Source organism: Actinokineospora cianjurensis (assembly GCF_003663795.1).
In the GTDB taxonomy this organism is placed as follows: domain Bacteria; phylum Actinomycetota; class Actinomycetes; order Mycobacteriales; family Pseudonocardiaceae; genus Actinokineospora; species Actinokineospora terrae.
On record NZ_RCDD01000002.1, the window covers coordinates 133,781 to 159,592 of the forward strand.

The 25,812-nt window shown below is 71.7% G+C and carries 27 protein-coding genes; 9 read left to right on the forward strand and 18 right to left on the reverse strand.

Annotated elements, in window-relative coordinates; all coding sequences use genetic code 11:
* Nucleotides 1-93: 93 nt before the first annotated feature.
* Complete coding sequence (locus CLV68_RS15305) at nucleotides 94-1,515, reverse strand: NtaA/DmoA family FMN-dependent monooxygenase (RefSeq protein WP_121391310.1); 1,422 nt, start codon at nucleotides 1,513-1,515, stop codon at nucleotides 94-96.
* 309 nt (nucleotides 1,516-1,824) lie between these two features.
* On the opposite strand from CLV68_RS15305, the gene CLV68_RS15310 reads away from it, so the two are divergent.
* Nucleotides 1,825-2,691: a LysR family transcriptional regulator gene (locus CLV68_RS15310; protein ID WP_121391311.1), complete on the forward strand. Its 867-nt coding sequence runs from the start codon at nucleotides 1,825-1,827 to the stop codon at nucleotides 2,689-2,691.
* Nucleotides 2,692-3,045: 354 nt separating this feature from the next.
* On the opposite strand, the gene CLV68_RS33915 is transcribed toward CLV68_RS15310, so the two are convergent.
* A complete protein-coding gene (locus CLV68_RS33915; protein WP_170224379.1) occupies nucleotides 3,046-3,186 on the reverse strand; it encodes a hypothetical protein in 141 nt (46 codons plus the stop codon).
* 178 nt (nucleotides 3,187-3,364) lie between these two features.
* On the opposite strand from CLV68_RS33915, the gene CLV68_RS15320 reads away from it, so the two are divergent.
* Nucleotides 3,365-4,150 (forward strand): AAA family ATPase, encoded by a 786-nt coding sequence (locus tag CLV68_RS15320; RefSeq protein WP_121391313.1) that lies wholly within the window; start codon nucleotides 3,365-3,367, stop codon nucleotides 4,148-4,150.
* A 62-nt stretch (nucleotides 4,151-4,212) separates the two neighbouring features.
* Here the strand turns inward: CLV68_RS15320 and CLV68_RS33920 are convergent, their stop codons facing one another.
* The 12 genes from CLV68_RS33920 to CLV68_RS15380 form a co-directional block, all read right to left on the reverse strand.
* Nucleotides 4,213-4,416: a hypothetical protein gene (locus CLV68_RS33920; RefSeq protein ID WP_170224371.1), complete on the reverse strand. Its 204-nt coding sequence runs from the start codon at nucleotides 4,414-4,416 to the stop codon at nucleotides 4,213-4,215.
* A 259-nt stretch (nucleotides 4,417-4,675) separates the two neighbouring features.
* Nucleotides 4,676-5,299 (reverse strand): hypothetical protein, encoded by a 624-nt coding sequence (locus tag CLV68_RS15325; protein WP_147460005.1) that lies wholly within the window; start codon nucleotides 5,297-5,299, stop codon nucleotides 4,676-4,678.
* Between the two features lie 10 nt (nucleotides 5,300-5,309).
* Nucleotides 5,310-5,936 (reverse strand): class I SAM-dependent methyltransferase, encoded by a 627-nt coding sequence (locus tag CLV68_RS15330; protein ID WP_246009890.1) that lies wholly within the window; start codon nucleotides 5,934-5,936, stop codon nucleotides 5,310-5,312.
* Between the two features lie 8 nt (nucleotides 5,937-5,944).
* Nucleotides 5,945-6,229: a DUF3040 domain-containing protein gene (locus CLV68_RS15335; protein ID WP_121391315.1), complete on the reverse strand. Its 285-nt coding sequence runs from the start codon at nucleotides 6,227-6,229 to the stop codon at nucleotides 5,945-5,947.
* 362 nt (nucleotides 6,230-6,591) lie between these two features.
* On the reverse strand, nucleotides 6,592-7,509 hold the full coding sequence (locus CLV68_RS15340) for a dioxygenase family protein (RefSeq protein WP_121391316.1): 918 nt from the start codon (nucleotides 7,507-7,509) through the stop codon (nucleotides 6,592-6,594).
* A 549-nt stretch (nucleotides 7,510-8,058) separates the two neighbouring features.
* Nucleotides 8,059-8,676, reverse strand: a complete 618-nt coding sequence (locus CLV68_RS35640) for an AAA family ATPase (protein WP_281274667.1) — start codon at nucleotides 8,674-8,676, stop codon at nucleotides 8,059-8,061.
* A gap of 22 nt (nucleotides 8,677-8,698) precedes the next feature.
* Entirely contained in the window at nucleotides 8,699-9,619 is a 921-nt protein-coding gene (locus CLV68_RS15350) for an RluA family pseudouridine synthase (protein ID WP_170224380.1), read from the reverse strand.
* 199 nt (nucleotides 9,620-9,818) lie between these two features.
* On the reverse strand, nucleotides 9,819-10,778 hold the full coding sequence (locus tag CLV68_RS15355) for a hypothetical protein (protein WP_147460006.1): 960 nt from the start codon (nucleotides 10,776-10,778) through the stop codon (nucleotides 9,819-9,821).
* Nucleotides 10,779-10,865: 87 nt separating this feature from the next.
* Nucleotides 10,866-11,603, reverse strand: a complete 738-nt coding sequence (locus CLV68_RS15360) for a helix-turn-helix domain-containing protein (RefSeq protein WP_342772781.1) — start codon at nucleotides 11,601-11,603, stop codon at nucleotides 10,866-10,868.
* Nucleotides 11,604-12,158: 555 nt separating this feature from the next.
* Nucleotides 12,159-13,739: a methyl-accepting chemotaxis protein gene (locus CLV68_RS35645; protein WP_121391321.1), complete on the reverse strand. Its 1,581-nt coding sequence runs from the start codon at nucleotides 13,737-13,739 to the stop codon at nucleotides 12,159-12,161.
* A gap of 44 nt (nucleotides 13,740-13,783) precedes the next feature.
* Complete coding sequence (locus CLV68_RS15375; RefSeq protein WP_121392298.1) at nucleotides 13,784-14,785, reverse strand: tyrosine-type recombinase/integrase; 1,002 nt, start codon at nucleotides 14,783-14,785, stop codon at nucleotides 13,784-13,786.
* A gap of 318 nt (nucleotides 14,786-15,103) precedes the next feature.
* A complete protein-coding gene (locus CLV68_RS15380; protein ID WP_121391322.1) occupies nucleotides 15,104-15,637 on the reverse strand; it encodes a glycosyltransferase in 534 nt (177 codons plus the stop codon).
* Between the two features lie 352 nt (nucleotides 15,638-15,989).
* Between CLV68_RS15380 and CLV68_RS15385 the strand changes: the two genes are divergently transcribed.
* Nucleotides 15,990-16,799: a GrpB family protein gene (locus CLV68_RS15385; protein WP_170224382.1), complete on the forward strand. Its 810-nt coding sequence runs from the start codon at nucleotides 15,990-15,992 to the stop codon at nucleotides 16,797-16,799.
* A gap of 285 nt (nucleotides 16,800-17,084) precedes the next feature.
* On the opposite strand, the gene CLV68_RS35650 is transcribed toward CLV68_RS15385, so the two are convergent.
* Together CLV68_RS35650 and CLV68_RS15395 are read right to left on the reverse strand one after the other, a co-directional pair.
* The gene (locus CLV68_RS35650; protein ID WP_121391326.1) at nucleotides 17,085-17,786 is read right to left on the reverse strand and encodes a class I SAM-dependent methyltransferase; all 702 of its coding nucleotides are present in this window, start codon (nucleotides 17,784-17,786) and stop codon (nucleotides 17,085-17,087) included.
* Nucleotides 17,787-17,837: 51 nt separating this feature from the next.
* Complete coding sequence (locus CLV68_RS15395; RefSeq protein WP_170224383.1) at nucleotides 17,838-18,236, reverse strand: STAS domain-containing protein; 399 nt, start codon at nucleotides 18,234-18,236, stop codon at nucleotides 17,838-17,840.
* 132 nt (nucleotides 18,237-18,368) lie between these two features.
* Between CLV68_RS15395 and add the strand changes: the two genes are divergently transcribed.
* Nucleotides 18,369-19,334 (forward strand): adenosine deaminase, encoded by a 966-nt coding sequence (add, locus tag CLV68_RS15400; protein WP_121391328.1) that lies wholly within the window; start codon nucleotides 18,369-18,371, stop codon nucleotides 19,332-19,334.
* Nucleotides 19,335-19,439: 105 nt separating this feature from the next.
* Entirely contained in the window at nucleotides 19,440-19,709 is a 270-nt protein-coding gene (locus tag CLV68_RS15405) for a hypothetical protein (RefSeq protein ID WP_121391330.1), read from the forward strand.
* Between the two features lie 100 nt (nucleotides 19,710-19,809).
* On the opposite strand, the gene CLV68_RS15410 is transcribed toward CLV68_RS15405, so the two are convergent.
* Nucleotides 19,810-20,307 (reverse strand): mycothiol transferase, encoded by a 498-nt coding sequence (locus tag CLV68_RS15410; protein ID WP_121391331.1) that lies wholly within the window; start codon nucleotides 20,305-20,307, stop codon nucleotides 19,810-19,812.
* A 117-nt stretch (nucleotides 20,308-20,424) separates the two neighbouring features.
* Between CLV68_RS15410 and CLV68_RS15415 the strand changes: the two genes are divergently transcribed.
* Nucleotides 20,425-21,084: an O-methyltransferase gene (locus CLV68_RS15415; RefSeq protein ID WP_121391333.1), complete on the forward strand. Its 660-nt coding sequence runs from the start codon at nucleotides 20,425-20,427 to the stop codon at nucleotides 21,082-21,084.
* On the opposite strand, the gene CLV68_RS15420 is transcribed toward CLV68_RS15415, so the two are convergent.
* Nucleotides 21,069-22,157, reverse strand: a complete 1,089-nt coding sequence (locus CLV68_RS15420) for a winged helix DNA-binding domain-containing protein (RefSeq protein ID WP_121392300.1) — start codon at nucleotides 22,155-22,157, stop codon at nucleotides 21,069-21,071. The genes CLV68_RS15415 and CLV68_RS15420 overlap by 16 nt on opposite strands.
* A gap of 62 nt (nucleotides 22,158-22,219) precedes the next feature.
* On the opposite strand from CLV68_RS15420, the gene CLV68_RS15425 reads away from it, so the two are divergent.
* From CLV68_RS15425 to CLV68_RS15435, 3 genes are all read left to right on the forward strand, one after another.
* Entirely contained in the window at nucleotides 22,220-23,191 is a 972-nt protein-coding gene (locus tag CLV68_RS15425; protein ID WP_121391335.1) for a helix-turn-helix transcriptional regulator, read from the forward strand.
* Nucleotides 23,192-23,675: 484 nt separating this feature from the next.
* Complete coding sequence (locus tag CLV68_RS15430; RefSeq protein ID WP_121392301.1) at nucleotides 23,676-24,590, forward strand: ferredoxin family protein; 915 nt, start codon at nucleotides 23,676-23,678, stop codon at nucleotides 24,588-24,590.
* 2 nt (nucleotides 24,591-24,592) lie between these two features.
* A complete protein-coding gene (locus tag CLV68_RS15435) occupies nucleotides 24,593-25,669 on the forward strand; it encodes a DNA glycosylase AlkZ-like family protein (protein ID WP_170224384.1) in 1,077 nt (358 codons plus the stop codon).
* Nucleotides 25,670-25,812: the final 143 nt, after the last annotated feature.

Below are 25,812 nucleotides of genomic sequence, written 5' to 3' on the forward strand. Positions count from 1 at the left end.
GTCTTTCTCTTCGGGGGGATCTCGGGGAGCGCGGTGACGCGCCCGCCGTGGTGGCGGGGGTGGTCGTGGGGGCCGGGGTGGGCTGGGCGGGGGTCATGGGACGAGGGCGGCGGTCGGGGCGGGCTCGTCGGCCTGCTGCTCGGTCGGCTGTCCTGCCTGCTGTCCTGCCTGCTGTTCGGTCGCGGTCTGGGTGCGGGCGGCGGTGTGGCGGTTCTCGGGGATGGGCAGGCCGAGGTTGCCGCGCAGGGTGGTCGCGTCGTACTCGTCACGCACGACGCCGCGTTCGCGCAGGATGGGCAGCACGTGCTCGGTGAACAGGGCGAACTCGCTGGGGGCGTTGACGGTGACGTTGATGCCGTCGAAGCCGCCTTCCTCGAACCAGTGCTCGATGGTGTCGGCGACGGTCCGCGGGGATCCGACGAAGGGGGAGCGGGCGGCGGCGCTGAGGTGCTCGACGACCTGGCGCAGGGTGTAGCCGTTGTCCTTGGCGAGCTTGGTGATGCCGTCGGCCTGGGTGCGGAAGCTGCGCTGCCCGAGCTCGGCGACGTCGGGGAAGGGGGCGTCGAGGTCGTACTGGGTGAAGTCGTGCCAGCCGAACGGGCGGCCGAGTTCCTTGAGTGCCCGCTCGAAGCTCTTGCCGCCGAGCTTGGCGTCTTCCTTGGCGCGGGCCGCCTCGTCGGTGTCGGCGATGACCAGGGAGATGCCGGGCAGGATCAGGACCTCGTCGGGGTTGCGGCCCTTGGCGGTGGCGCGTTCGCGCAGTTCGGTGCGGAACGCCTTGGCCCGGTCCAGGGTGGGGGCGTGGGTGAAGATCACCTCGGCGACGGCGGCACCGAGGTCGCGGCCCTCCTCGGAGTCACCGGCCTGGAAGATGACCGGCTGGCCCTGCGGCGAGCGCTCCAGGTTGAGCGGGCCGACCACGGAGAAGTGCTCGCCCTTGTGGTCGAGGGTGTGCTGCTTGCTCGGGTCGAAGAACACGCGGGTGTCGCGGTCGCGGGGGAACGCGTCGGCCTCGTAGGAGTCCCACAGGCCCTGGGCGACGCGGATGTGTTCGAGGGCGCGGCCGTAGCGGGTGGCGTAGTCGTAGTGCTCGTCGCGGCTGTAGTTGCCCGCCGTGCCCGCGTCGCCGCTGGTGACCACGTTCCACCCGGCGCGTCCGCCGCTGATGTGGTCTAGGGAGTAGAGGCGCCGCGCGAGGTTGAACGGCTCGTTGTAGGAGGTGGTGAGTGTGCCGACGAGCCCGATGTGCGTGGTGTGGGTGGCCACCGCGGACAGCAGTGTCAGCGGCTCCAACCGGCTCAGGTAGTGGTGGGGGGAGTTCTCGGTGATGAACTGGCTGTCCACGATGAACACCAGGTCGAACTTCGCGGCCTCGGCCTCCTTGGCGCGGGCGATGTACCAGCCGATGTCGACGCTGGCGTTCGACGGGATCTCGGGGTCGAGCCAGGTGTTGTGCTGGCCGGGTCCGCCGACCCCGAGGAGTACGGCGCCCAGCTTGAGGGTGCGACGGGACATGGGGGATCCACTCTTTTCTGGCGCGCGGAGACGAACACCCCCGCGCGGAAGCCAGGGGTGTCGAGGGGAGGGGGCACGCGGCCCTGAGCGGGCGGCGGCTCTACCGAACTACCGGGGGCGGGGCGAACAGATCGCGGTGCCGCAGCGGGCGTTGTCCAGCCAGCGACGACAGGTGAGCAGCGTGCTCAGCGCGTCAGCGGCGTGGTCCATGGTTTCGAGCATGACCGCTGCGACCCGCGGTGTCCAACGACGTTTCATGATGCGGATACATCACGGTTCGCGATGGTTGCTCGGGTAGCTTCGCCAACCATGGCGAAGGTTCTCGACATCGTGCCGTTGCGCAGCCTCGTCGCGGTCGCCGACCGCGGCGGTTTCCAGCGGGCCGCCACCCATCTCCACCTGAGCCAGGCCGCGGTCAGCCAGCACGTGCGCCGCCTGGAGGCCGCCACCGGCAAGCGACTGGTCGAGCGGGACGGCCGCGGGTCGCGGTTCACCACTGACGGCGACCACCTGCTCGGCTACGCCCGCCGCATCCTGGCCCTGCACGACGAGTCGCTGCGCGGCCTGGGCGTGGAGAGCGAGGCCGCGGTCCTCATCGGCTCCACCGAGCACGCCGCCGCGCAGCTACTGCCCCGGCTCACCGCGACGTTGGAGAAGTCCCTGCCGGAGCACCGGGTCCGCTACCGCCTCGACCGCGGCACCGCCCTGCGCGAGGCTCTGGGTGCCGGCCGCCTGGACCTCGCGCTGCTACTGGGCGCCACCGACAACCCCCGCGCCGCCCTCGTCGGCGAACTCGAACTGACCTGGTACTCCGCCCCCGGCTGGATCCGCCCTGCGGGCCCGGTGCCCCTGGTCGCCTTCGACAACCCCTGCGCCCTACGCACCGCCGCCCTCAACACCCTCACCACCCACCACATCCCCGCCGAGATCGGCGCCGAAGCCAACCAACTAGCAGGCGTCCACGCCGCCACCGCCGCAGGCCAAGGCGTCGCCGTCCTGGCCACCTTCGGCACCACCCCCCAGGGCTTGATCCCCCGCAGCGACCTCCCGCCGCTGGAGCCACTGCCGCTCTACATCTGGCGCCGCGAGAACCTGGATCCGGTGGTCACCCAGCACTCGATCGCCTCCCTACGCCACCTGCTCTCGGAGAACATCCCCTTCGCCCAGGGCGCTTGACGAGAAGCAACCGAAATCGGCGGCGACGTGCCGGAGACGAGTTGATCGTGTTCTTGGGTGCGGTCAGCGGTGGAAGACATCGCCGTAGGCGCCTTATGTAGAGCAGCCGCAAACCGCGCTGATTGGCCTTCTCCTCGTTGAGCGCGGCGATCTGCCGGTCGTGGTCTTCGCCGATGGCGACGAAGTCCTCCGCGACGGTTCGCTGTCCGCTGGACATCGGTACCTGCCTTCCGGCTTGTCCAGTGTCAACCAGACAAGCTAGCGCCCGCCGCAATGCTGTCTGGTTGACACTGGACAGAGGCGTCATGGCATCCGTCGAGATCAGGCGGATATGCCTGACCTGCGGACTCCGCATCAGCCGTGATCGGGCTGCTGCTCGCCGCCTGCCGGATCCGGCTGGGGTGGTGTGCCGAAGACGAGCTCGTCGTGGCGTCTGCACAGCAGGCGGATCTTGTGGCGGCGGCCGGGGAGCTTCTCGCCGCTGACGGAGGTCATGCCGCAGATCCAGCACCGCCCGCCGGCGGCGATGAGGCGTACGACTCCGGCCACTGATACCTCCCCGCGCGCGGCTGACTGCCGTGTCGATCGTGGCTTGCGGCCGGGTGGCGGCGCACGCCGAGGACTCGGCGCGGACGGGTGACGAGCGCTGGCGGCCGAGCAGGCCGGGCACGAGGTGCACCACTTCCGCAAGCGGGTCGAGCCCAAGCTGCTCACGACGCTGACCGCGGAACTGATGGCCGACGCGGACCGGTTCACCCGCTCGCCGCTGATCGCGCCCCGGCTCGCGCCCGTCATGGCCCGACAGCCGGTGCTCGCCGACCCGTTCGCCTGGGAAGTCGCCGAGCAGGAAGAACAACTCAGCCTGTTGTGGTCGGCGGTCTACGCCGCCCGCGCCGAACTGCTCGCGGTGGAACGGCTGATCAGCCTGCGCGCGGAACGCGTTGACGTCAGCCGCGCGGCGGTGACCGCTGCTTGGCGCTGGGCAGGCGCCCGCGCGGAGGCGATCAGTTACACCACGGCGTTCGCCCAGGACCTCGCCGTCGACGAGCTGGTGGCGCTGGCCGGGTGGACCCCGGCGCTGACCCCCGCGCAGGCATCGCGGCTGACCGAGGCCGCCGCCGGTGGCGCGAGCCGCGAGGAGTTCGTCGCGCACCTGCACGGCGAGCCCGGCCGCGAGATCTACCGCAAGCACCGCGAACGTCTCGGCCGCCACCTGCTCCGCGAGGACCGGCGCGAGTACTCCCTCGAAGTGCTGGAGGCGTTCGTCGCCGAGTACACCGCGCACGTCCACGGGATCCGCTTCTACAACCGGGGCATCCCGGACGGCTACGGCTGGGAAGGCTTCTTCGGCCTCAAGCCCACCCCAGAGCTGGAGGACGCCACCAACCGCTACCGTGACGACGCGATCTTCGTGCTGGATCCGCTGGACACCTTCGAGGACCCCGACGACATCATGTGAGCCAAGGACCGGGAGATCCGCCGGGTACACGAGCTGGTGGTGCAGGGCTACTACGACGCAGGCTACGAGCCGGTGTTCGTGGCCGCCGACTCCGCGCAGGCGCGGCTGGACTTCATCTGCGCCAATCCGCGTACGTCGACGCCGACCGCCGGCCAGAAGGCGCGCAACTCTGCGAGGTGGTCGCCGAGGGTGTGCCAGCTGAGGCCGGGGTGTCCTATTCGCGAGGTGGCGAGCCCGGCGCTGGCCAGACCACAGCGCTGGTGCACCGGATCGGTGTAGGGCTACTCGACCCAGGCCAGGCGCCGCCGACACCCTTGTCCGGCACGAAACCCAGTCGTCCAACCTGCGCTGGCATGTCGAAAGGGTTCGGACTCCGGCGGACGAGTAACTACCTGTTCATCCGCCACGCGACTTGTGCCTGTCCACCCGAGCAGCTGACTTCAGGCTCTTCTCCACGAGGCGCTGATCCGGCGCAGCATCTCACGGTCGGACCGCTGCCGAAATCACATGGGCTCGACGACAGTGTCAGGGCAGCAGCAGTGGCTCACCGGCGAGCAGGCGGGTATGCAGGGCGTCGGCGTCGAGGGTGCCGGTGGGGGTGAGGAGTTCGGGGGTGAGCAGGGCGGGCAGGGGAGTGGCGGTGTTGTCGACCCGGGCGGCGTTGAGGGTGGCCGGGGTGAGGCTGCCGGAGGCGGTGCCGCCGATTTCGTCGGGTTCGCTCTCGGAGCGCCACACCTGCACGGCGGCGCGTAGGTCGCCGCGGAAGACGAGGTACTTGTCGGAGTACTCGCCGTAGAGGACCTCGGCGGTGGTGTTGCCGGTGACGATGATCTTCGGGTCGCAGGTGGTGTGCAGGCCCGCCATCTTGAGGTCGCCGAGGACCACGAGGGCGGCGGCACCGTCGTCGACGTCGTAGAGGGCGCCGGTGATGGTCAGGTCGCCGTCGACGATGTAGCCGATGTCCCAGTCGGCGACGTCGTCCCACGGGGCCGGTTCGTCGCTGTTGAGCGGGAAGTTGCCGTCCACGACCGCGTCGCCGGTGTGCAGGGCGTACCCGCCCTCGTAGAGGTTCTCCCAGATGGACTCCGGCAGACCGCGCCGCTCGAACAGCTCGGTGGCCTCGTCCCAGGTGATGTACCGCGTGCTCACACCCAGCACCCTATCGGCCACCGTAGTGCGAGTTGACGCCCGGCTGCCCGGTGTAGTTCGGACCGGCCTGATCGTCTGCGCCCAGATACCGGTACGGCCACCGCACCTCACGACGCCCGGCCAACCGGATCCGATGCCGCCGCGTGTCGTAGTCGAACCCCGCCGCCCGTAGTGCGTCGGTGACCCTGCCTTGTTCGGTGAGGACTGTCCGCCAGTCGAGGTTGGCCACGAACAGGCCGTCCTCGGTGAGCCACGACGCGACCTTCGCCAGCAACCCCAGCTTGTCGCCCACATAGTGCAACCCGTGCACGCACGTGATCAGGTCGAACGCCCGCCCCGGCACCCACTCACCCACCGGCGCCGTCACGAACTCCACACCGTCCCGCGCGGGCCCGGCATAGAAGTCGACCAGATCCACCCCCGTGATCCGCACCCCCGGCACCCACGCCGCGCACTCCAACAACGCCGCGCCACTGCCACAACACAGGTCCAACCACGCCAACCCCGGCCGCGCCAACGCACCGACGTCGACGCCCAGCTCCCGCGCGTACCCGGCGAGCCCCCGCTCCCGGTTCATGTCCCGGTTGGCCACCACCGCCGACCGAGCCAGCGCCTGATCCCCCAGCAACCGAGCCACACCCGACCCTACCGCTCGGATTCCCCGCTCTCCGCCCGCCTGGACGGCACCAACAACACCGCCACCGCCGCGACCATCCCCACGAACACCAACAACGGCGCCCCCAGCACGAACCCCACCACCGCGCACACCCCACCCGCGGCCACCGCCAACCCCAACGACGCCAACGTCGGCGCCATCACCTGCTCCCGCTCCCCGAGCAACGACGCCAACCGCGGCGAGTCCGCACTGAGCCTGCCCGCGATCTCCTCGAGCGCCCGCCGCTCATGACCACTGAGCTCCCGTGGATTCATCCCGAACCTCCCTCATCACCGCGGCCCGCCGCCACCCCGCACCGGGACCGACCCATGCCCCTGACATACCCGGCCGACGCCCCGAACACACAAACCCCACCCACGCCCGCCCCGCCAACGCGATCGGTGGCGCGGCGATCACGCTGTGGCAGCACCAGCCACCCTGTCCGCGACACTCATCCACGCCGACCGGGTGGTGCTCCGCAAGGCCCACGCCACCGACCGGGACGCACTCGTCGAGGCGTCCACCGACCCCGAGGTCAGAGCACACTTGGGCCGCCCCACCCCCGCGAGGCCGTCGAGTCCCCGGGCGGACGATCGCTCGGGGACTCGACGGGGGAGTCAGCAGGGCCGCTGTCGGTCTAGGTGGTGGTGGGTGGGGCCGTGGTGGTCGCGGGGGGAGTGGTTGACGGGGGCCGGGTCGGGGGGATGCCCGTCGGCGGGGTGCCGGAGGGCGGGGTCGGGCCAGGGCCAGGCCCCGGGCCGGGTCCAGGACCGGGGCCCTGGCTGTCGTCGTCGCCGACGGTGGGGTCGGACAGGTCCAGGGCGATGGTGAAGTCGGCGGTGTAGCCGTGGCGGGCCCGGTGCGGGCGCAGGGTCAGCTGGTCGCCGCCCTGCCGGAAGATGAAGTCGGTCGCGTTCGTGGTGTCCGGCGTGCCCTTCGCCTTGTACGGCGGCTGCGCCAGGTACGCGGTGTTGAACGCGTCGGTGAAGTACAGCTGCGAGGTGAACTCGTAGGGCTTGCCGTCGGTGCCGATCGTGCGCACCTTGATGTGGATGTGCACCGTCCGACCCCGGTACCAGCCGGGCAGCACCGTGGTGAACCGCACCCGGCCACCCCGGTCGCTGACCTGCAGCCCCCGCAGGAACTTCTTCCCCGCCGACCCCTCACTCGCGATGTCGGAGTACACCCCGGTCGCGTCGCAGTGCCAGACGTCGACCACCGCGTCCTTGAGCGGCACACACCGCTCACCCCGGATCGACAGCACCGACAACCCCAGCACCAGCGGGATACCGGGGGAGGCCACCCCCGTCGCCGGATCGGTCCGGATGTCGGACCGGTTGAGGTTCTCGTCGACGAAGTACGGCCCCTCGACCTGCTCGGGCCGCGCCACGCAGTCCACACCGCAGTCCCCGACCGCGACCCCGTCCGACCCCGAGGTCGCCGCCACGGCAACCCCCGACCCGACCGCCGTCAACGCCGCCCCCGCGATGCCCAACAGCGCCAACGCCTGCCGCCTACCCAAAACGCGACCGACTGGCTCGTCGTCATCGTGCATGGTGAAAGCTCCTCACTCACTGTGTCAGTTCGGATACCAGCGGTGAGCAAGCTAGGAGCGCACCCTGGGAACGCGGTGTGCGCGAGCTGTGAGCTCCCTATGTGAACGCCATCCCCACTTGCCAGAACGCCACGCACACCACAACGGATGCCTCCGCCCGGCCTTCGCGGTCGCCGGTCCCTGCGCCCCCGCCACGGTCGTTGGTCCCAGCGCGTCCCTCTCAGACGGTGGTCTCCACCCGGCCCTCACCGGCGTTTGTCCCCACGTGCCCCTCACAGGCGTTGGCCGAACCGCGCTCCTCGGAGTCGCTGGTGCCAACTGCTCGATGCGGTGGACTTGTTTTGTGTGGGGGAGGACTGGCCGTAGCGTCGTTCGCGGACAGGGCCATGCTTTTCGGCCCCTGCTTTGCGGTCCTGCCACGGTCTGTTCAGGGGCCCCGCGCAAAACGAGTCCACCGCATCGAGCAAAGCTCGAAACTCGCGCCCCACCGCAATGCCGAAGGCGAGCCGTTGATCGTCGACGGCGCAGCCGAGCACGAGAGCCGCCCCCTCAGAACCGGATGTGCCGAGCCCCCACCGCCGCCCGCCGCACCCAACCCCTCAGCGCCGAGTCCGTGTCCGGCCGCACCGCCACCCCCACCTCCGCCGCGATCAACTCCACCACCTCCCGCAACGACAACGAGTCAGTCCACACCTGCGTCGCGAACCGCGGCTCCCGCAGCCGCTCCAGGCACCGGTCCAGGTTCGACAACGCGAAACTCTCCCGCCGCAACGCCGCCCCACGCCCGGCCACCCACGCCACCGCGTGCCCGAACCCGCGCTCCACGAGCCGGTCCACGATCGTCTCCCGGGCAGCCAGCAACGCGAAGTGCCGCACGTCGTGCCCCAACTCACGCAGCCCGCCCACGACCTCGTCGAAGTACGCGGGCTCCACCAGCGTCATCGGCGCCACCACGAGCCCCTCGTGCCGCCGCAGCACCAGGTCCAGCACCTCCACGACGCCCGCCCGCCACGACCGCAGGTCCTGGAAGTCCTCCCGCAACCACGGCGGCATCGTCCGGTGCAGCCCGAACCCCACCACCTCCGGGTCGCACAGCACACTGCCCGGCACCCGGCGCGTCAACTCCCACGCCGTCTGCGTCTTGCCCACCCCGAACGGTCCGTTCACCCACACCAGCATGCGACCGGTTCTACCAGGACCCCGGCGACTCCCACGCCGCCAGCCGCAGCCCGCTCTCGAACCGCCGCCGCACGCCCGTCACCGGGTCGGGGAACTCCAGCACCCGCGCCAGCAGCTGCAACGGCCGCGTGAAGTCGTCGAGCGCCTTGTCCCGCAGCTCCGGGTAGAAGTCGTCACCCAGGATCGGCACCCCCAACCCCGCCATGTGCAGCCGCAGCTGGTGCGTCCGACCCGTGACCGGCACCAACCGGTACCGCCCCACCTCGCCACGCCGCTCCAGCAGCTCGACCCACGTCTCGGCGTTCGGCTCACCGTCCACCTCGAACGCCCGGATCACCCCGCGCTCCTTCACGATCCGCGACCGCACCGTCACCGGGAACCCGGCCCCCACCGGCGCGACCGCCTCGTACTCCTTCGACACCAGCCGGTCCCGGAACAACGTCTGGTACCGGCCCCGCGCCTCCGGCCGCACCACGAACAGCAACAACCCCGCCGTCACCCGGTCCAGCCGGTGCGCGGGGGACAGGGTCGGGATCCCCAACTGCCGCCGCAACCGCACCAACGCCGTCTCCACGATGTGCTTGCCCCGCGGGATCGACGCCAGGAAGTGCGGCTTGTCCACCACCACGATGTCCTCGTCGCGGTGCACCACCGCCACCTCGAACGGCACCGGCACCTCCACCGGCAGATCCCGGTGAAACCACACCACCGCCCCCGGCACGAACGGCGACCCAACCCCCAACGGCCCGTCGACCCCGACGATCCGCCCCTCCCGCAACATCCCCTCGATCCGCCCCGGCTCCACCCGCGGCAACCGCTCCACCAGATGCTCCAGCGCCGTCCCCCACGACCCCACCAGCGGGAACCGCACCTTGGCCGCGTCAAGACCATGCCGCTGGGGGAGGGGGGACACGAGCTTGCGCCTGACCACCCCCGCAGCCTAAACCGCCCCCACCCACCAGACCCCACCCCGCCGACCTGGCCCCCACCGCCCGGCGAGGTCAACCAGCCCACCAGGCCCCGGCGCACGGCAGGTCCACAGCCTCACCCCCTCCGCCTGGCCCCACCCCGCGCCGGGGCCAGGCGCCCCTGCTCCACTCCGCGCGCACGGAGGCGACAGCGGCAAGGGATCAGGAGAGCGAGGCACGGAGGTCGGCGAACACCTTCCGGTCAGGGAAAGCCTGCTGCGGCCCCGGCTGACCGAACCACCCGTCCCGCAACCGCGACCACCACAGGACGGGGTCGGCACCCGCGCCCTTCCACACCATCACCAGGTCACTCGTGCCCACCACACCCAACGCGGGACCGGCCGAGGTCCGCCGATCAGTCAACACCCGGGGCTCGAACCAGTTCCCGCTCACCGACATCGACCAGGAGATGTGGTCGTCCTGGGCGTTGCGCCACGCCAGGTACATCGCGTTGCCGTCCGACACCAGCGTCGGGGGAGCACTCGCCTGCGCGTGCGGCACCGTCCCGCTCTCCTGCCACAGGTAGGAACCACTCGCGGTGCGGTCGTCCAACTCCCACCAGGACACATCGGTGTTGGTGCCCGGTCCCCGCCACGCTATGTACAGCGCGTCCTCATGGGTGTTCCAGGTAGCGGCGACACCATCGGTCCTGATCCCCAACACGGCCTTGTTGGCCACCCGCGGACCACCCAGCGGGTTCACCCAGTCACCGCCGACCAACTCCGACCACACGATCCGACCCAGGCCACCGTCGTCACGGGAGTTCTTCCAGAACATCAGGGTGTGCCCGCGGAACCGGACCACGGTCGGAAAGGTGTCCGTCTCGAACCCCGACCCGACCTGCGGCCCCCAGCCACCGGCGGCCGCGTCCCACAGCGAGTACCAGATGTGGGTGTCACCACCGCTGCCCTTCCACGCCATACACGCCCCCGGCCCGGCACCGGAGATCGACGGCGTGCCGCTGGTACGCCGGTCGAACAGCACCTGCGGAGCGGGCCACCGCACGTCGGGGCCGACCACCCGCTCACTGGGGGACCAGTACACGTGATCGTCGCCGTTCTCGTGCCTGCACCACGCCATCGCGGGCACCCTCGTGTCGACCACGTCCGGAAGATCAGCCATGCGATACCCCCTCCTCCCAGATCGGACCGGAAGCGTCCACCGCGGCCGCGCACCAGGACAACCGAACGGTCCGCTCACCGAACCGGGTCACCCCACCGACAGGTTGCGCGTGATCTCCGAAGACGCCCGCCGCACCACCTGGTCCACCCCCTGCGGCACCCGCTCGCCCACCACCATCACCCCGACCGCGGCGACGAGCGCGCCATCCGCCCCCAGGACCGGCGCCGCCACACAGCACAACCCCGCGATCACCTCATGCCGATCGACAACCACCGACCCACCCCGCCGGAACTCCACACCCGCCCGACGCCACTCACCCGAGGTGACCCCGTCCGGAGCGGCCCCAGCCAACCGGAGCACCCTGCCCGTCGCCGTCGAGATGGGGAACTCGTCAGCCGGATGGATCCGCGGCAACTCCGTCACCACCCCACGCGTACCGAACACAACCCGCACCCGATCCCCATGCAGCACAGTCACCACGACAGCGGCCGACGTCAGCGCCGACAACACCCGCACCGGCTCCCGCGCGGCACCCTGAAGCCCGGGGATCGGCTGCCAGCAAGCACCCAACCGAGACAGCAGAGGCCCGACGAAGTACCGCCCCCGGAACCGCTGCACCGCCCCCAACCCCACCAACTGCTCCACCAACCGGTACACGGTCGCCTTGGGCAAACCCGACTCCCGAGCCAACTGGGACAACCCCATCCCGTCCCCCGCGCGGGAGAGGAGATCAAGCAGCCGAAACCCACCCTCCAACACCCCACGCCCAGCCCCAGACTGGTCGTCGACGCCCAACAACCCCACCTCCCGGCTCCACCCGCACACTCGCCAACCGGTCGACCGCCGTTACCCGCGCACACCGACCCAAGCGTCCGCCGCCCGACGCGCAACGGCTACCCCCGCCCCACCAGCACGCCTGTATCAGGGCTCAGCAAGCCACTGTGCTGTCGAAGCCGACCGTGTCCGCGGCCATCCACCCACCTCGGACACGGTCAACCACAAGCGTCGGGCCACGCGAAGACAGTGTCGACACCCACGGCCAGGCGGCTCCCGAACACAGCCTCGGACAGCCCAGCCACAGTCGCCGACGCTCGCCCTCAGCATCGACCCATCGGAAGCTCTCGGGCCCTCGCAATGCGCCCACTCAAGCGGCCCGCCGCGCCCGTGCCTGCCTCCGAAACCACATCCCGTTTCACCAGCGGCAACAACGCGGCGCAGGTCGCAACGACGACCCACCCGCCCCGCTCGACAACGCCATCGACCCCGTCGCGCAACAGCAACCGCCCGCGCGAGCCGCCCAGCAGGTCCCCGCAGCGCGTCACCCCTGGCCAGGCCGTCCGCTTGAGAGCGGACAGAAACCCACCCGAGCGGCACACCCCACTACTCGGCCCGGAACCGCGACACCAACCCGTTCAACCGCGCCGACAACAACGACAGCTCCCGAGCCGCCCCCTTCGTCTCCCCGGCACCCTCCGCCACCGACTCCGCGACCGCCGCCACCTCCCGGATGTGCACCGAGATCTCCGACGACCCCTCCGCCGCCGCGGCCAGACTCCGGTTCATCTCACCCGTCGTGGCCTCCTGCTGCTCCACCGCCGCCGCGATCGTCAGCTGGTGGTCGTTGACCTCGGCGATGATCCCGTTGATCTCCGTGATCGCCGCCACCGCCGCGCCCGTGTCCGCCTGGATCGCCTCAACCCGCCGCGAGATGTCCTCCGTCGCCCGCGCCGTGGCCTGCGCCAAGTCCTTCACCTCACCCGCCACCACAGCGAACCCCTTACCGGCCTCCCCAGCACGCGCCGCCTCGATCGTCGCGTTCAACGCCAACAGGTTCGTCTGACCAGCGATCGTCGAGATCGCCTTCACCACCGCCCCGATCTCCTCACTCGACGCACCCAACCGACTGATCGTCTCCGACGTCCCCCGCGCCGCCACCACCGCGCGCTCCACCACCCGCACCGCGTGCCCCGCGCTCTGCGCGATCGCCCCCACCGCCGAGCTCATCTGCTCCGACCCCGCCGCCACCGACTGCACGTTGCGCGTCACCGACGCCGCCGACCCGGTCACCTCACCCGACCGGACCCGACCGCTCTCCGCGTCCTTCGCCATCCGACCACTCGCCGCCGCCACCCGACCCGACGCGCCCCGCAGCTCCGACGCCGACCGCTCGATCTCACCCAACGTCTCCCCGACGGCCCCCACCGCCTCGTTCACCGTCTCCGCCACCACCCCCAACTCGTCACGACCCGACACCACCACCCGCGCCGACAGATCACCCCGCGCGAACGACCGCAACACCTCCGACACCCGCCCCAAAGACCCCACGATCCGCCGCGTCACCACCAACCCCAGCCCCAACGCCGCGATCAACGCCAACACCGCCACCAGCACCGTCACCAACCGACCCGACGAGTACGCCTCCTCCGACGCCACCCGCCACGCCGCGTTGTCCGCGCCCCGACGCGCCTCCAACTGGTCCAACGCCTTCGACGCCTGCTCCACCGACGACGCCACCTGACCGTCATACGCCGACCACCACGCCGCAGCGTCACCCGCACGCGCCGCGGGCAGCAACACCTGCGCGTACTGCGACCGAACCCGACCCCACGCGGCCACGAAAGGCGCCAGGTCCGACGAACCACCCACCAACGACCCGTACCGGGCGACCGCGGCATCCACCCCGGCCTCGTCGTCGGTCACGGACCTCTCCCACACCGCCCGCTGGGCCGGGGGAGCGGACACCAACGCCACCAGGTCCATCCGGACCTCGGTCTCGAACCCGCGCACCAGCGCCAACTGCTGACCGGCCGCCGTGCCGTGCTCGGCCAGCGCCACCACGCTCTCGTCCATCGTGCCCATGGACCCCTGCGCGGCCACCGCGGCCGCCACGATCCCCACCGACGCGACCGCCACCACGGCCAGGACCTTCACCCGAACCGAACGGTCGTCGAGAAACCCCATGACCCAGCCCCATCTCCACCGACCCGCGGACGCAGGTGATCACCTCATCGGCCGGGCACCGGGGGAGCTGAGCCATCGTCGTCCGGCGTCGTCAACCCGGCCAACACCTGGTACGTGCGGTTGCTCGCCGCCGCCGCCCGCCGCTGCGCCCCGGTCGCGTCGATGTAGTTCTGGCTGGTGTTCAGGCTCGCGTGCCCCAACAACACCATGATCTCCACCGCGTTCGCCCCGTCCTCGGCCAACCGCGTCGCGAACGTGTGCCGCAACGCGTGCAGGTTCGCCCCCGCCGGGACCCGGTCCCGCATGCCCGCCGCCCGGAAACACGCCTTCACCAGGTAATCCAGCGCGCCCCGACCGATACCGCCGCCGTCGGAGCCCAACACCAACGGCGACTCGTCACCGAAGCGCGCCACCGGGAACCGCAGGTCGACCGACACCAGGTACGCCTCGATCACCCGCTCCAACGGCACCTCGATCGGGATCGACCGCTCCCGGTTCGCCTTCCCGTGCACGAACAACCGCCGCTCACCGGGCCGCCCCACCACCGACGACCGCTTCAACGCCCGCATCTCCGAGGCCCGCAGCCCCGCCACCAGACCCAACGCCAGCACCAGCAGGTCCCGCTCCGGCCACGGCGCCCGAGCCCGCCGCGCGCCACCGGCCACGGCTTGCAGCAGCTGCTCCGGGGTCTGTTCACCGCGCAGCGGCTTGGGGGAGAGGGGAGCGGGTCGCGGGCGGCCGATCGCGCCCATCGGGTTGCCGAACACCACCTCGTCGGCCACGCAGAACTGGAAGAACTGGTTCCACGTCGACCAGGCGCGCGCCACCGAGCTCTTGGCGTGGGTGTCGGCGAACTTGCCGAACGCCTCCCGCAGCACCTTCGCGTTCACCTCGTCGAGCGCCACCTGCGGCACGTCCTTGCCCACGGCCTCGGCCACCAGGGCGCTGACCCCGGCCAGGTCCCGCTGGTAGGCCACAGTGGTGTGCGGCGAGTCCTTCCTGGACCGGCGAGCGAGGAAGAAGGCGTCCTGCGCCTCGATCAACATCACCCCGTGTGCTTACCGGATCACTCCGACAGTCCCGACATCGCATGGATAATCGCGGTTATCCATCAAACAGGTGTTCGAGAGCCCGGGGAAGCGGCGAACCCTGGGGAGCAGAGTCGACACGCGCTCGTCCCGCACGCCCGAACCCCTGGAGCCGCCTGGCCTCGGCTCGGGTCTTCGGCGGGCGCTCTAGGGGTCGCCCAGCGGGCAACTCGATGCCCGCGGCTTGATCACCGGCGAATCGTCACTGTGACGTATGCAGGCGGTGTCCAGGCCCTCTCGGCGCCCGGAATCCCAGGTCGGCGTTTGGTTGATAATCTACATTATGTCAAGTAGCGCTGATCCGGCCCTCTCCTGGACGGCCGCGATCGGCTTGATGGCGTGGGGCCGCTCGGCCGACGGGGCGCGGACGAGTTCCTCGAGTTGCTTGATGTTGACCGCGGGCGGGATGGCCTGGGGTCGGGCCAGGACGGCGAGCAGGCTGTCGACCGACTGCGCCACGGTGAACCTGGTCCCCGCGTCCTGTCGGCTCGCCGCGGTGAACGGTCTGCCCGCGATGACCTCGCGGATGCCCAACGCGAGCGCCTCGGCGTTGTCCGGGGCGATGAGGACGACGCCGCCGCAGTCGGTCTCCGGGAGGCCGCGGTCGTCGGAGGCGATGACCCAGCAGCCCGCGTGCCGAGCCTCCGGGTGGTGGCCCAGGAGCCGCTCGATGATCCTGCCCTGCGGTCTGTCGGCGCCCGCGGTGGTCGCGGTGAAGGTGAGGTCGGCGTCCTGCTCGATGATGTCGATGTGCAGGGTCTCCAGCAGGGTGTGGACGCCCTTCTCGGGGCTGAGCCTGCCCGCGAACAAGGACCCTGGTCTTGCCCACCGGTCCCCTGGTTCGCGCCTGGGCGGCGAAAACCGGTTCGGTGAAGGGGTAGATGACGTTGATGGTGGCGATGTCGACGTTAGGTCACCGGTTGGGTGTTCCGCAGGACGAAGATCAGCAGCAGCACGAGGACGATGGCGATCCACAGGGCGCTCGTGTGCGAGCGGCGTAGTGGGTCCGCGGCGGGTGGTGGTGTGGCGTTGTCCGCGGGCGGAGGGATCGACCCCTGCGGGCCTGGCGGCTGGCGTATCGGTCATGTGGCGCCCCCTACGCCCTGCGGCGGGCCGGGACCGGGTGCGCCGTGGTGCGGCTCCCCCGGGCATCCTGGCTGGTGTGGCCGTGGAGATCGCTGTCGTGGGCGCTGTGGACGGTGCCAGGTTGGTCGAGTTGGACCGCGCGGGCCTGACGCGTCTGGGGTCGGTGGAGGGTGCGGCGTTCGTGATCGGTGGGCGTGGGTCGCCGGATGTCGACGCGGTGGTGTCGTCGGTGGAGGAGCTTGAGGCGTTGTGGGTGGGTCGGGTGGAGCCGTTCGCGCGGAACGTGGCGGCGGGGCGGTTCGCGGCGGCGGTGGGCCCGCCGAGGTTGAGTGCGTGGGATCCAGGGTGGGCGGTGGTCGCGGGTCGGTTGCTGGGCAGGTTGGGTCGGCGGGTGGGTGTGGCGGGGGTGGTGTGGGATCACATCGGGTCGACGTCGGTGCCGGGGTTGGCGGCGAAGCCGGTGGTCGACCTGCAACTGGGGGTGCCGTCGCTGGCGGAGTTGCCGGGGTTGGCGGAGGCGTTGGCTGGTGCCGGGTTCGTGGACGTGGCGCCGCATGTACCGGGGTCGCCTGGCGTGCTGCGTGACGCGCCCCGGGGTCGGGTCGGCGCGGGGGCACGGTGGGACAAGCGGCTGTTCGCGTCGGCTGACCCGGGTCAGCGGGCGATCTTGCACGTGCGTGAGATCGGGTCGCCGTGGTGGCACTACACGAGGTCGTTCCGGGACCTGCTGCGCGCCGACCCGCGGTTGCGGCGGGACTACGAGGCCATCAAGCGCGACCTGGCCGCCGCACACGCGGGCGACTCGGGCAACGACGCCTACACCGTGGCCAAGACCGCGTTCTTCGACACCATCCAGGACCGGCTCGGCACTCCCCCGCGATGTTGATCTACGCGGAGTCCTCGGTGTCGGGGCGCGCACCTGCTCGGCGCGTCGATGATCGCCAAGACCACCGCGATCGAGCACCCGGGCCGACCGCCGATCCCTGACCTCGCTGATGCCCACGACCGGCGGTCGGCCATCCGGTTCTCGCTACCTTGCCGGTCTCGGCTCCCCCACCGTGACAATCCACGGCACTGCCGACCCCAGGTGCTCCCCCACCGGCGCCCAGGCCATCGCATCGCCACCGTGGTCCACCGGGCACGGTGACCAGCCGGGGGCAGGGCGTGGTGCTCAGGGGTGGATGTGGTGGAAGTCCTGGGTGCAGGAGAACAGGTAGCCGTTGGCGGAGCGGAAGCGGTGGGTGAGGTAGTCCTCGACGAGGTCTCGGGTGACGGGGAGGGGGGCGAGGCCGAGGATGAAGGCGGCGATGTCGAGGGCGGTGGTGAGGTCGTCGGTCTGGACGAAGGCGGGGACGGTGGTGGTGTCGGCCTTGGTGGTCTTGGGGAGGGGGTAGTGGGGGCCGCCGAACTCGCGGAGCATGACCATGCAGTCGCTGTTGGGGTTCTGCAGGGCGATGACGCACTCGCCGTCGGGGGCGGTCCAGGACCTGAGGGTGTCGATGTGGTCCTGCCAGAGGTCGGGGTCGATGTAGTAGAGGACGTGGCCGCAGTAGACGAGGTCGGCTTGGTGGCCGGGGTCGGCGGCGAGGATGGGGACGTCGACGATGGTGGCGGTGGGGGCGTTGCCCGCGAGGTGGGCGCGCAGGGCGGGGTTGGGTTCGATGGCGATGGTGTGGTCGAACTTCCCCGCGAGGTGGGCGACGGTGTCGCCGGTGCCCGCGCCCGCGTCGATGAACGTGCCGCGGCGCGGGAGGCGCGCGGTGAGGTCGTCGAGGTAGCGGTTGGCCTTGCGCTTCTGGTCGGTGTGGGCGAGGAAGGTCGCGAAGGGGCTCTCGTACTGGCCGCTCAGGGCGTCCAACTGGGGGAAGTCCACCGATCCACCCTGCGGTGGTCGGCGGCGGGCTGCCAGTCGGGGTTCACCCGGTCAGGCGATGAGCCAGCCGGAGCAGGCGCGGGGGCGGGTGCTCTGGACGGGCCGCAGGGTGGGGGTGACGGTGATGTCCTCGTGCAGGCGGGTCAGGTGCAGGCCGGTGAGGACGGGTCCGCAGGCGAGCACGCGCAGGGCGCGGCCGCGGCGTTGGCAGGCGCGGTGGGCGCGGAGCAGGACGGCGGTGCTGGCCCAGCTGAGGAAGGTGACCTCGGTGAGGTCGACGGTGACGCGGGTGGTGTCGTCGGTGGCGGTGCAGGCGTGCATGACCTGGTCGTGCCAGGGGGTCTCGGTGGCGAGGTCGATGCGCCCGGCGGCGGCGACGGTGACGTGGCGGCCGGTGCGGTCGACGGTGATGTCGAGTCTGCGGTCGGGCTTGGCGAACGTCAGTGCCACGGTGGGTTCCGCGCCTTCCGGTGGGTGGGGTGGTGCCTTACTCCCCCCTTGATCGCGGTGGTGGGGGAAAGGTTGCCGGGTGGGTGGGAAAACCGGGAGCGGTCTCGGGTGGGGGCCTTTTAACCTGGACGGGTGCGGGATCTGGTCGGGTTGCCCAAAGCGCACTTGCACGTCCACCTGGAGAGCACGGCGCGGCCGGGGCTGGTGGCGGAGTTGGCTGGGCGCGAGGGGGTGGCGGTGCCGTCGCGGGGGCCGTTTCGGGGTTTCCGGGAGTTCGCGGACCGCAACTCGGTGCTGCGCGGGTGTTTGCGGTCGCCGGAGGACTTCCGCCGGTTGGCGGTGGAGTTCTGCGCGGATGAGGCGGCGCAGGGGACGCGGTACGCGGAGGTGACGTTCACGGCGGCGTCGCACGGTGAGCGGCTGGGCGACCTCGGTATGCCGCTGGCGGCGGTGATCGCGGGTCTGCGGGAGGGGCAGCGGGCGCACGGGATCGTGGTGCGGGTGTTGTTGGACCACTCGCGGCGGCAGTCGGTGGCGCGGTTGGAGCGGACCGTGGAGTTGGCGTTGGCCCACGAGGAGGTGGTGGGGGTCGGGTTGGCCGGGGACGAGGCGTATCCGTTGGCGCCGTTCGCGGGGGTGTTGCGGGAGGCGCGGGCGGCGGGGTTGCGGTTGGTGCACCACGCCGGTGAGTCGGCGGAGGCGGCGAGTGTGCGGGAGGCGGTGGAGGTCGGGGGCGCGGAGCGGGTGGGGCACGGGTTCCGGGCGTTGGAGGACCCGTCGGTGGTGGCGTTGCTGCGGGAGCGGGGGGTGGCGGTGGAGGTGTGCGTGTCGTCGAACGTGGCGCTGGGGTTGGTGGCGTCGGTCGAGCGGCACCCGTTGCCGGGGTTGGTGGCGGCGGGTCTGGTGGTGACGGTGAACACCGATGTGCCGGATGTGACGGGTCGGGGTTTGGCGGCGGAGTACGCGGTGGTGCGGTCGGCGTTCGGGTTGTCGGACGCGGAGGTGGCCGGGTTGGCGGTCGCGGCGGCGGGGGCGTCGTTCGCGCCCGGGGTGGTGCGGGACGGGTTGACGCGTGGTGCGGGTCGGTGGCTGGGGTGAGTCGGGGGCGGGCCAGGGGTGGTGATTGCTTGGCCGCCGCGCGAACCTGCCGATAAGGCCGGTGATCGGTACCACGCGGCCCGCGGGGATCTGGGGAGGTCTGGGATGACAGAGGACGAGACACGCGCGTTGCGGCACGCCGCGGAGGGCGCGGTGTTGTTCCACTCCGGTCTGTGGGGTGTGCCGATGGGGTTCCTGTGGGCGGGCTCGGATGGTGGTCCGGCTGGTCGGGTGCCGCAGTGGGTTGCGGAGGCGTTGACGGTGCTGGAGCGGCGTGAGTTGGTGGTGTTCCGGGTGGTGTTGGGCACCAGGGACGTGGCGGTGCGGGTGACCGAGGCGGGGTTGCGGGTGTTGGGCCGGATGAACCCGGCCTAGGACCCCCGACGCCCGGCCCATGGTCGAGCGCTGACCACCGGCCTCGCCCTGAGGAGCAGGCCCCTGGCGGCCGTCGTGATCCACCGAGCGGACCGGCGGGCTATTCGCCGGTGGTGCCGTCGAGGTGTTCGCGGAGGAGGTCGAGGTGGCCGATGTGGCGGGCGGTTTCCTGGATGACGTGGGTGAGGGTCCAGCGGACCGTGCGCGTGGGGTCGGCGCGGGCCGGGTCGTCGGGGGTGAGGCCGGACATGGCGGTCTCGGCGGTGGTCCACTCGGCGCGGTAGGCGGTGGTGACCGTGGTGAGGGTGTCGGTGGGGGTCGGGCGCCATTCGGCGTGGACGTCGTCGGGGTCCCACAGCAGGGGGGCGTCGGAGCCGCCCGCGACGCGGGTGAGCCAGTAGCGCTCGACGGCGGTGAGGTGTTTGAGCAGGCCCAGGACGCTCATCGTCGGGGAGCCGGGCAGTGGGGTCTCGGTGGCCTGCGCGGGGGTGAGTCCGGTGGCCTTGATGAGCGCGGTGGCGCGCAGGAAGGCGAGGAACTCCCACTGCAGGCGCAGCTCGTCGGTGGCGTCGGTGCGGGGCCAGGCACGATCCGACATGTACCCGACCCTAGGGCATCCGCTCCGGATAACCGTGAGGTCGAGGGTTCACCAGCCAACCATAAACCTCAAGTCGAGGTCGAGAGTCGCCGCGAGCGCGATGGCTAGGGTGGTGCCATGTCTGATCAACAGCTGTGGACCGCCGTCGACGACTACCTGGTCTCGGCCCTGCTGCCGCCCGACCCGGCCCTCGACGACGCCCTGCGCCGCGCCACCGACGCCGGGCTGCCCGAGATCGCGGTGGCGCCGAATCAGGGCCGCCTGCTCAACCTGATCGCCCGGGTGCGCGGCGCCCGCCGGGTCCTGGAGATCGGCACCCTCGGCGGGTACAGCACGATCTGGCTGGCGCGGGCGCTGCCGCAGGACGGGCGGGTGGTGACCCTGGAGTTCGACCCGCGCCACGCCGCGGTCGCCAGGGAGAACATCGCCGCCGCCGGGCTCGCCGGGGTGGTCGAGGTCCTCGTCGGCCCGGCCCTGGAGACGCTGCCGACGCTGACCGGGCCGTTCGACGTGGTGTTCGTCGACGCCGACAAGGACAACAACCCGGCCTACTTCGAGTGGGCGATGCGGCTGACCGCGCCGGGCTCGGTGATCATCATCGACAACGTGGTGCGCGGCGGCCGGGTCGCCGACCCCGACGACACCTCCCCCGCCGTCGTCGGCACCCGCCGCATGCACGAGCTGATCAGGGCCGAGTCCCGGGTGGCGGCCACGGCGGTGCAGACCGTCGGCGAGAAGGGCCACGACGGGTTCACCCTCGTCTACCGGGAGGCGTAGCGGACCTCGACGGCCTCGGCGTCCGGGTCGGTGACCGCGAGCAGCCGCCGCGCCTCGGCCTCCACCGCGCGGCGGCTTCGGGCGGTGAGGGTGCCGAACGGGATGACCTCCAGCACGGCCGTCCCCTTGGTCCGCTGTGTGCCCCACATGCCGACCACCCGCCCGTCGACCAGGACGGTGGGGCGGACGTTGCCGTTGCCGGTGCCCATGATCACCGGTGTGCGGTGCTCGTCGTCGATCACCCGGGACCGGTCGGCGTGCGACAGGACCAGGTTGTCGAACGCCGCCACCAGCCGCACCGGCGCCGGGGTGTCCTCGTCCGGGCGGGGCGCCTCGGGCAGGTCGTAGAGGGCGCGGCCGGACTCGTCGCGGAAGGCGAGCAGGTCGGGTTGGCGCTCGAACACCTCCCGCAGCCCCGTCAGACCGGACCACGCCTGCGCGTCGGCGGGACTCGCGGGCCCGAACGCGGCCAGGTAGCGGCGGACCAGCGTGTCGACGCTCATCGGCGCGGCGACCGGTTCTCCCAGCCAGGCGGACAGGGTCGTGTGCCTTGCCTGCCCGGATGACCCCCACAGCCCGCGTGGCGGTACCTGCACCAGCCCCGCACGCGCGCGGACCACGGCGGCGAGCCGGTCGGGTTCGTGGTCGGGCCACCGCGCGGACAGACGCCTACCGAGCTCGGAGGCGGTAAGAGGCTCCTCGGCGAGGATGGCCGCGCCGGTCGCGGTGATCTCGTCGGCGTCGGTGAACTCTCGGCCCACACCGCGCTCCAGGGCGGGTTGCAGTACCGCGCGCAGGGGGTCGGCGTCGGTGGCGGCGACGAGGTGGATGGTGGAGCGCATCAACGCCAGCCGCACGACCTGGCGGCCGCTGAGCAACTCGGCCAGGTCGGCGAGGGCGAAGTCGGCCAACCGCGACCACAGCCCGATGTAGGGCGGGTTGGGGGCTTGGGCCTGGAGGCCGATCAGGTGGGTGATCGCCGCCAGGGGCGACAGCGGGGCCCGTTCCAGGAGGTGCTGGCGGGCGAGCAGGGCGCGGTTGAGGGCGCGGCGGGTGAGCACCGGGGTCGTCACGGGCCAGAACCTACCCACCATTGCGGACCGGTGTGGTCCGCAACGGGTGCCAGACTGGGGCTATGTTGGAGACCTCCGCGCGGCTGCTGCGACTGCTCTCGCTGCTGCAGACCCGCCGTGACTGGTCCGGCGCCGACCTGGCCGAGCGGCTCGGCGTCACCGGCCGCACCGTGCGCCGCGACGTCGACAAACTCCGCTCGCTCGGCTACCCGGTGCACGCCTCCACCGGCACCACCGGCGGCTACCGGCTCGGCGCCGGGGCCGCGCTGCCGCCGCTGCTGCTCGACGACGAGGAGGCCGTCGCGGTCGCCATCGGGCTGCGCACCGCCTCCGGTGGCACGGTCGCCGGGATCGAGGAGACCTCGGTGCGGGCCCTGGCGAAGCTCGAGCAGGTGCTGCCCGCGCGGCTGCGCGGCCGGGTCAACGCGCTGCACTCGGCGATGCTGCCCCTGCCCGGCCGCGGCCCCACCGTCGACCCCGACACCCTGTCGGTCATCGCCTCCGCCTGCCGCGACCACCACCGCCTGCGCTTCGACTACCGCGACCGCGACGGCTCCGAGACCCTGCGCGAGGTCGAACCCCTGCGCCTGGTCAACACCGGCCGCCGCTGGTACCTCGTCGCCTTCGACACCGACCGCGACGACTGGCGCACCTTCCGCGTCGACCGCCTCACCGCCCGCACCCCCACCGGCCCCCGCTTCACCCCCCGCGATCCCCCCGACCAGGACCTGGCCGCCTACACCTCGTACAAACTGTCCAACTCCGCCTACCGCTACCAGGGCGTGTTCACCCTCCACATGCCCCTCGACGCCGCCGCCGAACAGATCGGCCCCACCTCCGGCGTCCTCGAACCCCTCGACGCCCACTCCTGCACCCTGCGCGCGGGCTCCAACTCCCTCGACGGCCTCGCCATCTGGATCTCCCTCATCGGCTGCGAGTTCGAGGTCCACTCCCCACCCGAACTCACCACCCGCCTCGCCACAGTCGCCGCCCGCCTCACCCGAGCAGCCCACAACTCCCCCACCCCCGACTAGCCCCGGTGATCCGCCAACGACACTGATCGACACTGGGTAGCGCAGCCCAGCGTCGCGATCACCCTGCTGGTCACCGTGGTCGTGGCCTCCCCGCCGTGACCGGGCCTGGCGCACGTCCATCGACCGCGACGGGGGCGAGCGGAACTCCGTCGTCTGGCACAGGAACCTGCAGGACCCGGCGATCCCCGCCACCGCCGAACAGGCCGCGACCAGCCTCTAGCCCCCACCAACGCCGCTTCGCGCGCACGCGGTCCCGACCCTGCCCAGCCCCCACCCACACCGGGGGGCGTCCCAGTGCCAGTCTATCGGGGGGCACCGACAGTGGATCTTCAAACAGGCCGCCGAAGATCCACATGTGGATAACTTCTGTCGCTGGGACGGGTGAAGTTCGGAAGGGCCGAACCAGCGGCGCCGACACGCCTTCACCCGGCGGATAGGGCTGGTGCACTCGAACGGCGGTATCCGCCGTGAGAGCCTTGTGCCGATGGCCACCTCTCCCCCGGCGTTGCCCGCCGCCGCGTGTTCCGCGGTGTCGCGCGCGCTCGACGAACCCTTCGCGGGCAGTGCCGCGACGGCCACCACCTGGTTGTGCGTCGAGCAGCCGGGGCCGTGGGGCCGTGACGCGCTCACCCAGAGCCACCTCGACACCGGCCTGGCCGCCGAGCTCGCCGCGCGCGCCAAGGGCACCGGGGTGCGGGTCGTGCTGATCCGCCGCCCCGGGCCGCACCCCGACCGGCACCGCCCCACCCCGCGCCGCGTCTACCTCGCCCACACCGCCCCCGGCCGCGCGTTCCTGCGCCGCGACACCTTCGCCGACCCCAAACTGCTGCTCGACCTGGACTTCGCCGCCGCGGGCGCCGGGGAGGTCGGCGGGTTCGGCGACCCGGTCACCTGGCCGGTGCTGCTGGTGTGCACCAACGGCCGCCGCGACCTGTGCTGCGCCGTCCTCGGCCGACCCGTCGCCGCCGACCTCGCCGCCACCCACGGTGACGCCGTGTGGGAGTGCACCCACATCGGCGGACACCGCTTCGCCCCCACCGGGCTCCTGCTGCCCACCGGCTACACCTACGGCGACCTCGACACCGACCGGGCCCGCGCCCTGCTGACCACCACCACCGTCACCACCGACCGCTGCCGAGGCCGCTCCACCTGGGCCCCCGCCGGGCAGGCCGCCGAACTCGCCGTTCGCGACCTCACCAACACCACCCACCCCGACGTGCTGCGCGTGCGCGACCCCGAACTCGACGACGACGGCCACTGGCGCATCGGCGTCCGCCACGTCGACGGCCGCGGCTGGCGGGTCACCGTCGCCGAACGCGCCACCGGACCCGACCGCCCCGCCAGCTGCGGCGCCAACCCCGGGCCCGTCACCACCCACGACGTCCTCCGGATCGACTGACCGTGGACATCACCCGCGCCCAGGTCCTCGCCTACCGCGCCGCCACCCACGGCCTGCACCGCGACCAACCCGACCCCGCGCGCCTGGCCGTGTTCGACCTCGGCGTCCAGGACGCGGGCAGCCGCTCACCCCAGGTCGCCCTCGCCGCCCGCCTGCCCACCGACACCCCGCTCGACGGGTTCACCACCCTCTGGGCCCACCGCGGCGCACCCCACCTGCTGCGCGCCACCGACATCCCCGCCCTCGCCGCCGCCCTGTGGCCCCGCACCGACGCCGACGCCACCGCCCGCCTCAACGCCTGCGGAACCGCCCTGCGCCGCGCCGGGATCCCCGGACTCACCGCCTACACCGCCGCCGCCACCGCGATGCGCGAGGTCGTCGACACCGAGAAACCCCGCGGCCAGGTCAGCACCGAGATCACCGCCCGCCTACCCGCCCCCTACGGCTACGACTGCACCGTCTGCGCCGCCACCCACATCTACGGCAGCCTCTTCCAGACCATCGGCCTGTTCGCCGGGGTCACCGTGCACGCCGAGTCCCGCCCCACCCGACTACGCCCCCTGCCCCACCGGCACCCCATCCCCACCGAGCCCACCGGCGCGGGCCCCGTCATCGACGCCTACCTGCGGCTGCACGGACCCGCCACCCGCGCCGAGGTCGCCGCGTTCCTCGACACCACCCAGACCCACGTCGCACCCGTCTGGCCCGACGACCTGGTCGAGATCGGCGACGGCCGCTGGTTCCCCGAGGCCCACCTCGACGCCCTGCGCACCGCCCCCACCGCCGACCTCGTGCGGCTCCTGCCACCCCTGGACCCGTGGCTGCAAACCCGCGACCGCGCCCTGATCGTCCCCGACGAGACCCACCGCAAACAGCTGTGGCGCATGATCGGCAACCCCGGCGCCGTCCTGGCCAACGGCGAGATCGTCGGCACCTGGCGCACCAAGACCTCCGGCAAGACCCTCACCCTCACCATCGACCCGTTCACCACACTCACCGTCGGCGAACAGATCGAGGCCGAGGCCCACCGCGTCGCCGCCGCCAGGGGGATGCGCGACGTGCGGGTAGTCCAGGCTTGACCCGGGTCACCGCACAAGTAGCCACACGACCACGGGTGAACCGGGACCCAACCGAGCACACGTAAGACCTGGCACCGCCGGCAACTCCAAGCGCCCACGTCCGCCCGCGGCATAACCACCACCCCGCGCGAGCCCCCGCACCT